General features: G+C 56.7%; 14 protein-coding genes. 2 read left to right on the top strand and 12 right to left on the bottom strand.

The annotated features are described in order from the left end of the window. Positions 1 to 23 precede the first annotated feature (23 nt). From trpS to aroK, 7 genes are all read right to left on the bottom strand, one after another. On the bottom strand, positions 24 to 1,025 hold the full coding sequence (gene trpS / locus NR201_RS18405) for a tryptophan--tRNA ligase (RefSeq protein WP_010253111.1): 1,002 nt from the start codon (positions 1,023 to 1,025) through the stop codon (positions 24 to 26). Between the two features lie 16 nt (positions 1,026 to 1,041). Further along, positions 1,042 to 1,719, bottom strand: coding sequence for a phosphoglycolate phosphatase (locus tag NR201_RS18400; RefSeq protein ID WP_010253114.1), 678 nt, complete (start codon positions 1,717 to 1,719; stop codon positions 1,042 to 1,044). Beyond that, entirely contained in the window at positions 1,703 to 2,386 is a 684-nt protein-coding gene (gene rpe, locus NR201_RS18395; protein ID WP_010253116.1) for a ribulose-phosphate 3-epimerase, read from the bottom strand. The genes NR201_RS18400 and rpe overlap by 17 nt, the downstream gene beginning before the upstream one ends. Before the next feature lie 67 nt (positions 2,387 to 2,453). Then, a complete protein-coding gene (gene dam, locus NR201_RS18390; RefSeq protein WP_010671570.1) occupies positions 2,454 to 3,269 on the bottom strand; it encodes an adenine-specific DNA-methyltransferase in 816 nt (271 codons plus the stop codon). A 93-nt stretch (positions 3,270 to 3,362) separates the two neighbouring features. Then, entirely contained in the window at positions 3,363 to 4,406 is a 1,044-nt protein-coding gene (locus tag NR201_RS18385) for an SPOR domain-containing protein (RefSeq protein ID WP_256850063.1), read from the bottom strand. A gap of 72 nt (positions 4,407 to 4,478) precedes the next feature. Further along, a complete protein-coding gene (gene aroB, locus NR201_RS18380; protein WP_010253124.1) occupies positions 4,479 to 5,567 on the bottom strand; it encodes a 3-dehydroquinate synthase in 1,089 nt (362 codons plus the stop codon). A 38-nt stretch (positions 5,568 to 5,605) separates the two neighbouring features. Next, positions 5,606 to 6,127: a shikimate kinase AroK gene (aroK, locus tag NR201_RS18375; protein ID WP_003852989.1), complete on the bottom strand. Its 522-nt coding sequence runs from the start codon at positions 6,125 to 6,127 to the stop codon at positions 5,606 to 5,608. A 97-nt stretch (positions 6,128 to 6,224) separates the two neighbouring features. On the opposite strand from aroK, the gene NR201_RS18370 reads away from it, so the two are divergent. Beyond that, complete coding sequence (locus NR201_RS18370) at positions 6,225 to 6,398, top strand: hypothetical protein (protein WP_223265993.1); 174 nt, start codon at positions 6,225 to 6,227, stop codon at positions 6,396 to 6,398. A 91-nt stretch (positions 6,399 to 6,489) separates the two neighbouring features. Here NR201_RS18370 and hofQ read toward each other — a convergent pair whose 3' ends face one another. Genes hofQ through pilM form a run of 5 tightly spaced genes read right to left on the bottom strand, consistent with a single transcriptional unit; the run spans position 6,490 to position 9,908 of the window. Beyond that, entirely contained in the window at positions 6,490 to 7,761 is a 1,272-nt protein-coding gene (gene hofQ / locus NR201_RS18365) for a DNA uptake porin HofQ (RefSeq protein WP_256850062.1), read from the bottom strand. After that, positions 7,700 to 8,083, bottom strand: a complete 384-nt coding sequence (locus NR201_RS18360; RefSeq protein WP_045139563.1) for a HofP DNA utilization family protein — start codon at positions 8,081 to 8,083, stop codon at positions 7,700 to 7,702. The genes hofQ and NR201_RS18360 overlap by 62 nt, the downstream gene beginning before the upstream one ends. Continuing rightward, positions 8,073 to 8,567 (bottom strand): hypothetical protein, encoded by a 495-nt coding sequence (locus tag NR201_RS18355; RefSeq protein ID WP_022624043.1) that lies wholly within the window; start codon positions 8,565 to 8,567, stop codon positions 8,073 to 8,075. The genes NR201_RS18360 and NR201_RS18355 overlap by 11 nt, the downstream gene beginning before the upstream one ends. Next, positions 8,560 to 9,102, bottom strand: a complete 543-nt coding sequence (locus NR201_RS18350) for a PilN domain-containing protein (RefSeq protein ID WP_050680350.1) — start codon at positions 9,100 to 9,102, stop codon at positions 8,560 to 8,562. Before NR201_RS18350 ends, NR201_RS18355 begins: the two co-directional genes overlap by 8 nt. Continuing rightward, complete coding sequence (gene pilM, locus NR201_RS18345) at positions 9,102 to 9,908, bottom strand: type IV pilus biogenesis protein PilM (protein WP_256850061.1); 807 nt, start codon at positions 9,906 to 9,908, stop codon at positions 9,102 to 9,104. The genes NR201_RS18350 and pilM overlap by 1 nt, the downstream gene beginning before the upstream one ends. Positions 9,909 to 10,024: 116 nt before the next feature. On the opposite strand from pilM, the gene mrcA reads away from it, so the two are divergent. Next, on the top strand, positions 10,025 to 12,574 hold the full coding sequence (gene mrcA, locus NR201_RS18340; protein ID WP_010671563.1) for a peptidoglycan glycosyltransferase/peptidoglycan DD-transpeptidase MrcA: 2,550 nt from the start codon (positions 10,025 to 10,027) through the stop codon (positions 12,572 to 12,574). The last annotated feature ends 339 nt before the right edge of the window (positions 12,575 to 12,913 follow it).

Here is a 12,913-nt window from a genome sequence, read left to right as displayed (position 1 = left end):
CGTCCTGGTTGTCTGCTCAGCCATTACGGCATCGCGACAAAGCCTACCGCCTGATACACCTTCTTCAGCGTTTCCTGCGCCTGTGCGCGTGCTTTGGCCGCGCCATCACGCATCACCTGCTCCAGCAGTGCTTCATCGTTGCGGAAGCTGTGATAACGCTCCTGCAGCTCAGAGAGCATACCCGACACAGCATCGGCTACTGCGCCCTTCAGGTGACCATACATCTTGCCTTCGAACTCCTGCTCCAGCTCGGCGATAGTTTTACCGGTCACGCCCGACAGAATATCCAGCAGGTTAGAGACGCCCGCTTTCTCTTTGATGTCGTAGCGCACCACTGGCGGCTCTTCAGAATCGGTGACGGCGCGTTTAATCTTCTTCACGACCGCTTTCGGATCTTCCAGCAGGCCGATCACGTTATTGCGGTTATCGTCAGACTTGGACATCTTCTTCGTCGGTTCCAGCAGCGACATCACGCGCGCGCCAGACTTCGGAATCAACGGCTCTGGTACTTTGAAGATATCGCCGTAGATCGCATTGAAGCGGTGCGCGATATCGCGGCTCAGCTCCAGATGCTGCTTCTGATCTTCACCCACCGGCACCTGATGGGTCTGATAGAGCAGAATGTCAGCCGCCATCAGCACCGGATAGTCGAACAGACCGGCGTTAATGTTCTCTTCGTAACGCGCTGATTTATCCTTAAACTGCGTCATGCGGCTCAGTTCACCGAAGTAGGCATAGCAATTCAGGATCCAGCTCAGCTGCGTGTGCTCTGGCACATGCGACTGAACGAAGATGGTGCTTTTTTGCGGGTCTATACCACAGGCCAGATAGAGCGCCAGCGTGTCCAGCGTCGCTTTACGCAGTGCAACAGGATCCTGACGCACGGTGATCGCGTGCAGATCAACGATGCAATAAATGCAGTGGAAATCATCCTGCATCTGCACCCACTGACGCAGCGCTCCCATATAGTTGCCAATGGTCAGTTCGCCGGACGGCTGTGCGCCGCTGAAAACGATGGGTTTCATACTTATGTCCTGATATTTACAGCCCCAGAGCGGGCAAAAGTTCGTCGAAAGAGTCGAGGGTTAAATCGGGCTGGCTGGTGGCAATCGGCTCGCCATAGTTATAGCCAAAGGTCATGCCGATATTGGGTACGCCCGCCGCCTGTGCCGCCTGGATATCATTGCGTGAGTCGCCGACAAACAGCAACTCATTCGGCAACACACCAAAGGTGCCCAGCACCATAAAAATTGCCGCAGGATGCGGTTTTTTAACCGGCACATCGTCGCCACCGATAATCAGCGAAAACGCATCAGCAATGCCAAGCGACTCCAGCAGCGGTGCCACAAACGGCGTCGGCTTGTTGGTGACTATCGCCATCGGCAGCCCGGCGGCCTTTAAGGCGGCCAGCGTCTGCTTTACCTGTGGAAACAGCGTACTGCCCGCATCCACGGTATCGGCATAATGTCGGTCAAACAGCGCCCGCGCATCACGCTGCTCTTCCGGCTGCGGCTCACGGCCCAGCGCGAAGGTCAGCGCGCGGGCCATCATGATATCCGCGCCGTTGCCAATCCAGGTTGAGACACGCTCAAGGCCCGCCTGCGGCAGACGGAGGTCATTCAGCGTGCGGTCAATCGCATCGGCCAGGCCGGGTGCGCTATCCACCAGTGTCCCATCGAGATCAAACGCCAGCGCACGAATATCAGTGAAATGAGCCATTGGCCTTCTCCAGTTCGTTGCGCATATCATCGATCACTTTTTTATAGTCAGGGTGACCGAAGATCGCGGAACCGGCGACAAACATGTCGGCACCGGCGGCAGCGATCTGGCCAATATTGTCGATCTTCACGCCGCCATCCACTTCAAGGCGAATGCTGTAACCGCTCTGATCGATACGCCTGCGCGCTTCACGCAGTTTATCCAGTGTACCAGGAATAAATGACTGACCGCCAAAGCCAGGGTTCACTGACATCAGCAGAATGATATCCAGCTTATCCATGACGTAATCGAGGTAGCTCAGCGGGGTCGCCGGGTTAAACACCAGACCCGCTTTGCAGCCATGCTCTTTGATGATTTGCAGGGTGCGGTCAACGTGTTCGCTGGCTTCGGGATGAAAGGTGATGTAGGTGGCACCCGCTTTGGCGAAATCAGGGATTAGCGCATCTACCGGCTTCACCATCAGATGCACATCGATGGGGGCAGTGATGCCATAGTCGCGCAGTGCTTTCAGCACCATCGGACCCATGGTCAGATTAGGCACGTAGTGGTTGTCCATCACGTCGAAGTGAACCACGTCACCTCCGGCCGCCAGCGCTTTGGCTGTGTCTTCGCCCAGGCGAGCAAAGTCCGCCGAAAGGATTGAAGGGGCCAGCAAATATTGTTTCATCCGATTCTCCCACTGTTGTGCGCCAGCACGCAGGCTGGCGTAATGCGTTGGTCGCGGACGAAACAGACTAGCTATAAAGTGCCAGCAGTTCGTCGACCTTGGTGCGACCCGTTATGCTTCGGCTGATAGAACGCCGGGCTTTGACCACATGTAACTCTGCATCCTGATACCATAAACGCGTCAGTGCAGTGTCGTGGTTAGAAATCAGTACCGGAATCCGGTCCTCCGACGAAGCCAGCTTTGCCGCTAACGCCGCCAGGTTCTCCTGCTCACGCAGGCTGAAGCTGTTGGTGTGATAAGCCGTGAAATTGGCCGTTGCCGACAGCGGCGCATAAGGCGGATCGCAATAGACTACCGAGCCTTTACCGGCATTGGTCAGGGTAACATCGTACGATTCACAGACAAACGTCGCTTTTTGCGCACGCTCGGCAAACCATAACAGTTCTGCTTCAGGAAAGTAGGGTTTGCGATAGCGGCCAAACGGCACGTTGAACTCGCCACGCAGGTTATAGCGACAGAGGCCGTTGTAACAGTGACGGTTCAGATAGAGGAACAACAGCGCGCGCAGGTAGGCGTCGGTGCTGGTGTTAAATTCGGTGCGACGCTGGTAATAACAGATCTCGTTGTTACTTTCCGGCGTAAACAGCAGCTGCGCGTCACGGATGAAATCCGCCGTGCGCGTTTTAACAATGTTATAGAGATTAATCAGGTCACTGTTGATATCAGCCAGATGGTAGCGATCAAATTCAGTGTTCAGAAACACCGAACCCGCGCCAACAAAGGGTTCTACCAGACAGTCGCCTTGCGGCAGATGGCGATGGATCTCTTCTACTAAGGGAAATTTTCCCCCTGCCCATTTCAGGAAAGCGCGATTTTTTTTCATGCTGTCGTGGTTATTACATCTTATTGTGAGGCTGTGGCTGGACCGACAGCAGATCTGCGCTTAAAACGGGGCCAGAAACTGGCCCCACATCCGCTATTGGCTGGCTTCTTTCTTCACCTGGCTTACTGGTTTAACCCACGGGTTCTTCGCACGCACTTCGGCAGGCAGTGAAGCTACCGCGCGTTTGGCATCAGCCGGTGTGGCATAGGAACCACTCACCAGCACGTACCACGACTGACCGTTACGGGTGGTTTTGTAGACGTGATACCCACTCAGATTCTGCTGCTTAGCCCAGGCATTCAGGCTTTCCGCCTTCGATGCACCGCTCAGCTGCAGGGTATAGCTGCCGCCTGGTAATGATTTGCTGGCTGAACTGCTGCCTGCCGCCGCAGCAGAAGGGGCTGGCGTACGTGCTGGCGTGGTATGTGTTTTGCTGTCACGGGTTGCAGGCTTCGAAGCAGTTTTATGCGATGAATCGTGCGCCGGACGGGCAGAAGCGTTTGATTTGTTTGGCGTCTGACGGCCTGCAGGGGCCGTAACCGGATTCGCAGCCGTTCCGGCATTGCCGCTGACCGTGGCAGGCGCTGTTGGCAGTGAACTGCCACCCTGCGTGCCCATCGCGGCACTGTCGACCTGCTGCTGCTGATTACTCAGCGCGCTGTTCAGATCGCCCGGCAGCGTGACACGCTGCTGATTTGCTGGCGTCTCAACAGGGGCAGCCTGCGTAGGCGTTGAAGCCACAGGCGGCATTGAGACGTCGCGCTGCGGGTCAGACGCAGCATTACCGCTGGTCGCCGCGTTATTTTCGCTGGTAGCTGGCGTGCTCTGCCCGCCATTCGGCGTCGTCTGTCCACCTGACATAGAAGAGGAGCCAGCCAGGTCGATGTTCTTCTCGCTGCCGGAACCGCCGCCAGCGGCAGGCGTATTGCCCGCAGTAGCAGGTTTTTTCTCATCCGGGCCATTCAGCGCCGAACCAATACCCAGTACCAGTAACAAAAGAACCAGGATCCCGACACCCATCATGATGCGCTGGCGCGAAACCGGTATTTTGGCTGCGGGAGACGACTTACGAGGGCGCGAGGGACGGCGATCGCTGGCGTCAGGTTTTAACTCATCTTCCGGTTTAAACTCATCCATTTTGCCTCCTCCGTAAAGCGGCATTCCGCACTGCGCACCCTGCGCGCCGCGTCACCACTCAACTGCTTAATCTCAGGATTGCTGACAATCATTAATTGCAGCCAGCACCATATCATGTGCCACGCCACCACGCACTTCAGAGCGGCCAATCGACAGCGGGAGTACCAGCCGCAATTCGCCCGCCAGAACTTTCTTATCGCGCATCATGTGCGGCAGATACATCTCCGCACTCATCGCCTCCGGCCCATGTACCGGCAAACCGGCACGCAGGAACAGAGCAATAATGCGGTCCGTCTCCTGTGCCTGGAACTGCCCCAGGCGTTCAGCCGTGCGTGCCGCCATCACCATGCCCGCTGCAATCGCTTCACCGTGCAGCCAGTTGCCATAGCCCATGTGTGCTTCAATCGCATGACCAAAAGTATGGCCCAGATTCAGCAACGCCCGCTGACCGTTTTCACGTTCATCGGCGGCCACGACTTCGGCTTTCAGTTCACAGCAGCGACGAATGCAGTACGCCAGCGCCTGTTCATCCAGCGCCAGCAGGGCATCAAGATTCTGCTCCAGCCACTGGAAAAACGCACCGTCGAGGATGATGCCGTACTTAATCACTTCCGCCAGACCCGACGCCAGTTCACGCGCGGGCAGCGTCTGCAGACAGGCAGTATCAATCACCACTGACGCGGGTTGATAAAACGCGCCGATCATGTTTTTGCCCAGCGGATGGTTAACGGCCGTTTTGCCGCCAACCGAAGAGTCGACCTGCGACAGTAAGGTGGTCGGTACCTGAATAAAGCGTACGCCACGCTGATAACTGGCCGCAGCAAAACCGGTAAGATCGCCAATGACGCCGCCGCCTAAGGCGATAAGCGTCGTATCACGACCGTGCGGCTTTTGCAGGAGCGCGGTAAAAACCTGATCCATCACGGCCAGCGTCTTATATTGCTCGCCGTCGGGTAAGATCACCTGATCCACTTTTACACCTGCCGCCGTCAGCAGCGCCGTCAGCTGGTCAAGATAAAGCGGAGCCAGCGTCTGGTTTGTCACCACCATGGCGTTTTCGCCCGCGGTTAGCGGCCAAAAAGAAGCCGGATCGTTAAACAGTCCGGCAGCGATAGTGATGGGGTAACTGCGTTCCCCCAGTGAGACGGTGATCTTCTCCATGATGCCCGATACCTGTTAAGGAGCCTTCGAACGTTGGATCAACTTTTTTCCAACATGTGGATAATCTGATTCGCCACCACTTTCGCACTCTGATCATCTGTGCGAATGGTTACATCGGCGATCTCTTCGTAGAGCGGGTTACGTTCGCCAGCCAGCGCTTCGAGCACTTCACGCGGCGGTGAATCCACCTGCAGCAACGGACGTTTTTTGTCACGTTGGGTGCGCGCCAGTTGCTTCTCGATGGTGGTTTCAAGATAAACCACAACACCGCGGGCGGAGAGACGATTACGCGTTTCCCGGGATTTGACGGAACCACCGCCTGTCGCCAGGACGATGCCTTGCTTCTCGGTCAGTTCGTTAATGATTTTTTCTTCGCGATCGCGAAAGCCAGCTTCGCCTTCGACATCAAAAACCCAGCCCACATCCGCTCCGGTGCGTCGCTCAATTTCCTGATCGGAATCGAAGAACTCCATGTTGAGTTGCTGAGCCAACTGACGGCCAATAGTGCTTTTGCCGGCACCCATCGGCCCAACCAGAAAGATATTGCGTTTCTCTGCCATTTTGTCGGTATTACTAAGAATTCGTTAATGATACCCCGCGTTCAGCATTTGCTGGCGGGACAGGAACTGAGACCTCATGAGCGTTAGCAAGAGTCAGATGAAAAATTATCTCAACACTCAAGGCTGTTTGGCAACCGATTATATTGCCTTCAGCACATCCATTTCTGAATTGGCCTGTGTTCGCGAAACTGTAACGCGCCAGCGCTGCGTCTTTACAACGCTGCGTACAGAGGAGTTTTCTGATCTGTTTGCCGGGATTTACCCAGCATAGACGGTTACACCGTATTGAAAATCGCTAAACCTTGTAAGCTAATTCCTCTCCTGCGTCAACGCAGATGGCCTTAAGGGACGCATTTTCCGTTTTATCCAGCCGTAAGCGCTGCTTCCCTGACCAATCGCGGCGTAATGAAGATCACCAGCTCTCTTTTTTTGCGCTGATCAGATTGCTGGCGAAACAACCCGCCAATCAGCGGCACATTTCCCAGTAGCGGCACCTGATTCTGTCCGCGGGTGCGCTGCTGCTGAAAGATACCGCCTAACGCCAGTGTTTGCCCGTCACTGACCGTGACCTGAGTCTCAATTTCCTGTTTATCGATGGATAATATGTCGCTATCGCCGGTTCTGATGCTGCGACCCGGCATATTCTGACTGATATGGATCTTCAGCTGGATGCGGCCATTGCCGGAAATCGTCGGTGTCACCTCCATACCCAGTACCGCTTCTTTAAACTCAATACTGGTGGCCCCGCTGTTTCCTGCCGACACTTCATAAGGAATTTCTGTGCCCTGCTTAATCGAAGCGGTCTGCTGATGTGAGGTAAAGAGGCGCGGACTGGCGATGATTTCAATCTGGTTCTCCTGCTCCAGCGCACTTAACTCCAGATCCAGAAGCTGCCCCCCGATGCGCGCCAGCGCCATACCCACGCTGATGCCGGGTGAACTCACCGCAAGCGGAACATCCAGCCGGGGATGATGCAGAATATCCGTTACGGCGGCGTCCCCCGCCTGCAATCCCCACTTCACGCCCAGCTCCTGCAGATGCTCCTCGCTGATAGTGACGATGTGGGCTGACAGTTCAATCTGTTCCAGTGGCAGATCCAGCGCCCGTATCCAGCGCTCCGTCTCTTTTAAAGCCGCCGCACTATCGCGCAGTAACAATGCGTTGGTGCGTTTGTCGACCGTCACGCTACCGCGCGGTGTCATCAGCGATTGACGCTCACTCAGCAGGCTGGCATATACCTCGCTGGCGCTGGCATAACGCAATATCACAGCGCGCTGTTGCAAAGGAACCTGCTGCAACTGCGACTGCTTCTCAGCCTCACGTGCCTGCTGCTGAGCCTGCTGCCAGCTTTCCGGATAGACCAGCAGGACATTATCCTGTTCAACCAGCGTCAGCTTTGCCATTCGCGCCACCAGGTCCAGCGCCTGATGCCAGGGCAGGTTATCCAGCCGCAGCGATAACGAACCTTCAACCTCTGGCGCAATCATCAGATTGATCTGCTGATAGTCAGCCAGCGCCTGCAAAATACGCTCTACCGGGGCGTTATCAAAAGTCAGACTGAGAGGTTCCTCATCAGCGGCGTGAACCGGCGGCAGGCAGCTTAGTAGCAGCAGCAGAGTGGTTATCCTTATCATGCGAACGTCCTTTTAAATAAAATACGGCCTGTTGTGCGTTGCAGCTATTAGGCACCGCTAAGGTAAGGCTGCGGCGGGTCATCTCCGCCAGTTGCCAGGGTGCGAATGGAAATGGCTTACCGGTGCGGGCCGTAATACTCTCTCCCTGCGGGGTCAGCAGCCAGGCATGGAAATGCGCCTCCCGGCCAATGATCCCCTGCAGACGCCAGCCGGTGAGCGGTTCCACTGACGCCTCACAGACGGAACCGGCTACAGGCCGGAACGGATCGCGCGCCAGTACGCCGCCACAGCACAACAGTAAAATCAGCAGACTATGGCGCATCGTCAGGTTCCAGCCAGAGTTGAGCCACCAGGTACTGCGGCTGCGCCAGCAGCTGGAAATGCACCGGAAACGGTGCGGAGGCCTGGGCAAGCTCGGCAAAAAGCGACTGGAACGCCGGCCACTGCAGATGCAGCGTCAGCATGCGTGAGGGGGCGTCCGGCTGCCACTCTTCAAGCTGGCTACGGCGTGCCGCCAGGATCTCTTCCACTGCACGGCCCGATGCAGATGCTGATCTCGCGATCTGCATCGACTGCAGCTGCGCCTGCAACTGCGCATTATCAGGGTTCTGACGCCACTGGTGCTGGCGCAGCTGCAGAGTGCGGGTCAACTGCAACAGCGTCTGCTGTTCAGCAATGAGCGCCTGCTGCTGTGGCCGTAACCACAGGATCCAGAAGAGCAGCAGCAGACCGGATAAGAGTGCGGCGAGCAAGCCATAGCGCGCAATAGCGGCCATCTGCCACCAGCGCTCCCACCATTCACTCACTGTTCACCTCCTGCATCTCTGCCCGCAGTGAAAACCGATAATGGCCATCAGCCTGACGCTTAACCCCGCCCTGCTTCACCAGACCAAACAGGGCCACAGTGGTTAATTGCTGGCGGAACTGTCGGACTGCCGCCATATCCTGTGCCTGCCCCTCCAGTGTCAGACGGTTGTCGCGCTTTTCCAGCCGGGTCAGCCAGGCGGTGTCGGGCAGCAACGCGGGTAAATCGAGCCAGAACTGCTGCCAGGCGGCCAGTTGTGCAGCCTGCTGGCGATGCTTCGCCTGCTGTTTTTGCACGACTGCGAGCTGCTCCAGTAACTGCTTCTGTTGCGCTAACTGCTGCCCAAGGCTTTCCAGCGCCTGCTGCTGCGTCCTGCTCGCCTGCGCCACCTGCTGACGCGTCTGCTGTATCCGCCAGGTTTGCTGCATCACCACCAGTAACAGGGCGCCAGTCGCCAGTGACAGCACGACCAGGCTCTGTCGCCGCTGCTGTTGCCGACGGCGCTGCCGCCAGGGCAGCAGATTAACCGCGACCATCACTCATCTCCGTCGCGCAGCGCCAGCCCGGCCGCCAGCGCAAAAGCGCCCGGATTCTCCGGCAAAGGTGGCTGCTTATAACGAAACAGATCAAAAGGGGAAAACGCGCTAACGTCTGCGGGCAACGGCGTCTGCTCTGCGGTACACCAGGCGACAGAACGCGCCCCGGGAAAGGCCTGCCGTTGCAGTGCCTCCAGCGTGGCGGCTTCGCCTGTGTCAGCAGCGGTGTGCGCATCGCTCCAGAGCCAGCGGTTATCCTGCTGCAGAACCAGTACCGCATCGTCCTGCAGCGCTGCCTGCCGGGCTAACCGCTTCAGCGCCTCGGTGGTCAGTTCGAACACCTGCGGCTTTAAACCCGCCTGCAACAGGGGTGCCGCCCACTGGTCGATAATCTCCAGCCGCGCTGCCGTGACGCAGAGCTGCCCGCTCTGCTCATCCGGCCGGTAATCCAGCGCCAGCGCAGCGGGCTCCAGCGGAAAGAGACGGCGCGCGGCCGCCTGCACGTAGTGCCCCAGCGCGGGCTCCTTCAGCGACTGCGCAGGCAGGGGAAGCTGGCGCTGCAGCACCAGCTGGGCAGGCAATCCGACCCGCAGCGAATAACGGCGTGGCAACCGCTGACGCCAGGCCGTTAAGGCCGCCAGTAATTCAGGCGAAGATTGCAGCACGCCGTTTCTTAACGTATCTTGCGGCAGCCGCTGCTGCCACCAGTGGCGTAGCTGCCAGCCATCACGACGAGGCTGGAGGGCCAGGGCGCAAATCTGCCTATTCTGAATATCCAGCCCAATTTGCCAGGTATGAAAAGCCATACGCGCGATCTCCTTATCGTCCGGGAAAATGGACATATCAAAGCGTCTGGCTTGCCTTTATACTACCGCGCGGTTGTTTATAAACTGCTCAAACGACAACAGATGGGAAATTCCAGGTGAAGTTCGTAAAGTATTTATTGATCCTTGCAGTGTGTTGCATCCTGTTGGGAGCTGGCTCGATTTATGGTTTATACAAATACATAGAGCCACAGCTGCCCGACGTAAACACGCTGAAAGATGTGCGTCTGCAAACCCCTATGCAGGTTTACAGCGCCGATGGCGATCTGATCGCCCAGTATGGCGAAATGCGCCGTATTCCTTTGACTCTGCAGCAAGTGCCACCTGTGATGGTGAAAGCGTTTATTGCGACCGAAGATAGCCGTTTTTATGAGCACCATGGTGTTGATCCGGTGGGTATTTTCCGTGCGGCCAGCGTTGCGCTGGTCTCCGGTCACGCCTCACAGGGTGCCAGTACTATCACTCAGCAGCTGGCCCGTAACTTCTTCCTGAGTCCGGAACGCACCCTGATGCGTAAAATAAAGGAAGCGTTCCTGGCGATCCGCATTGAGCAGTTGCTGAACAAAGATGAAATACTTGAGCTCTACCTGAATAAGATCTACCTCGGCTACCGTGCTTATGGCGTTGGCGCAGCCTCACAGGTCTATTTTGGTAAGCCGGTTGACCAGCTGTCGCTGAGTGAGATGGCGATGATTGCCGGTCTGCCGAAAGCCCCTTCCACCTTTAACCCGCTTTACTCGCCGAGTCGTGCCCTGTCGCGCCGCAACGTGGTGCTGGCGCGTATGCTGGATCAGCATTACATCACGCAGCAGCAGTATGATGAGGCGCGTAATACGCCGCTGGTCGCGAAGTATCACGGCCCGGAAATCGCTTTCTCTGCCCCCTATCTCAGCGAGATGGTGCGTCAGGAGATGGTGAAACGCTACGGCGAGAATGCCTACACCGACGGTTACAAGGTCTACACCACCGTGACCCGTCGCCTGCAGGAAGCCGCGCAGACCTCAGTTCGCAATAACGTCATGGCCTACGATATGCGTCATGGCTATCGCGGCCCGACCAGCGTGCTGTGGAAAGTGGGTGAACCGGCCTGGGATCAGACGAAGATTGAGAAAGCGCTGAAGACGCTGCCGGTCTATGGTCCGCTCAATCCGGCAGTCGTAACGGAAGCGCGCAGCGATGAAGCGACGGTGATGCTGAAAGATGGCAGCAATGTGTCGCTGGCATTAGCCGGTGTGCGCTGGGCGCGTCCTTATAAGTCTGACACCGTGCAGGGCCCGACGCCGAAAAGCGTGACGCAGGTATTGCAGGCAGGCCAGCAGATCTGGGTGCGCAAAGTGGGTGATGAGTGGTGGCTGGGCCAGGTGCCGGATGTGAACTCGGCGCTGGTCTCGCTGGATCCGAATGATGGTGCGGTGCGCGCGCTGGTAGGCGGCTTTGCCTTTAACCAGAGCATGTTTAACCGTGCGACCCAGGCGCTGCGTCAGGTCGGCTCTAACATCAAGCCTTTCCTCTATACCGCCGCAATGGATCGCGGGCTGACGCTCGCCTCAATCCTTAACGATGTGCCGATTTCACGCTGGGATGCGGGTGCGGGTGCTGACTGGCGTCCCAAGAACTCACCGCCAACTTACGATGGTCCGATTCGTCTGCGTCAGGGTTTAGGCCAGTCGAAAAACGTGGTGATGGTGCGTGCGATGCGTGCGATGGGCGTGGATTACGCTGCTGAGTATCTGCAGCGCTTTGGTTTCCCGGCTCAGAACATTGTTCATACCGAATCGCTGGCATTAGGTGCGGCCTCGTTTACCCCGTTACAGGTGGTGCGCGGCTACTCCGTGATGGCGAATGGCGGCTTCCTGGTCGATCCTTACTTCATCACCCGGATTGAGAACGAACAGGGCGGCCTCGTATTTGAAGAGAAACCGAAGATCGCCTGCCCGCAGTGCAATCTGCCGGTGATCTACGGCGAGACCAAAAAAGCGCTGGCCCTGAATGAAGAGAGCGTCGAGAACGTTGCAGCCTCTAATAACAACCAGAATCAGGCCGTTCCTCAGCCTGAACTGGAGCAGGTTCCCGCTCAGGCACAACAGGGTGAGCAGCAATATGCGCCGCACGTGATCAACACCCCACTCACCTTCCTGATCAAGAGCGCGCTAAACACTAACATCTTTGGCGAACCGGGCTGGATGGGAACAGGCTGGCGTGCCGGGCGTGACCTTAAGCGTAATGATATCGGCGGTAAAACCGGTACCACTAACAGCTCGAAAGATGCCTGGTTCTCGGGTTACGGCCCTGGCGTGGTCACCTCAGTCTGGATCGGCTTTGATGATGCGCGCCGCAATCTGGGCCGCAGCACGCTCTCCGGCGCCATTCCCGATCAGATTTCGGGCTATGAAGGCGGTGCGAAGAGCGCGCAACCGGCATGGGATGAGTACATGAAGAGTGCGCTGGATGGCGTACCGGTGCAGCCGTTAACGCCGCCGGATGGTGTGGTCACGGTGACGATCGATCGCAGCACCGGCAAGCTGGCAAATGGAGGGGGTAACACCCGTCAGGAGTACTTCATCAATGGCACCCAGCCAACCGAATATTCGGTTCATGATGTGGGTACCACCATTATGGATAACGGTGAAAGTCACGAGCTGTTCTGATGTGATATCTGCAATGTGAAATATCTGAGGCTGGTCACCTGAAGTGATCAGCCTTTTTTATTGGCCCGCTTATCCTGATGAAACACGCGATGCTTTTCGTGCCTGAGCGACTCAGTCAACTGGGATGGAAAAAAAGTAAGGTAAAAGCCGGAGAGAGATCATCATCTGTTGCTGAGGAAAATGCCGATCACCCTGAGCGATCGGCATTAAATCAGTCAGATAATATAAAGCAATGTGTATGAAGCGATTCAGAAAGTGAACCTAAAAAAGAATATAGTTATTATATCGCTATGATTAGCTTAGTCTTCCCTGGTGCCAGCAAAGATAGTTATTGGCATA

It is taken from the genome of Pantoea sp. Fr-CA_6 (assembly GCF_024520895.1).
In the GTDB taxonomy this organism is placed as follows: domain Bacteria; phylum Pseudomonadota; class Gammaproteobacteria; order Enterobacterales; family Enterobacteriaceae; genus Pantoea; species Pantoea agglomerans.
The sequence above is the reverse complement of the archived record's forward strand: the minus strand, read 5'-3'. Positions and strand labels throughout refer to the sequence as shown.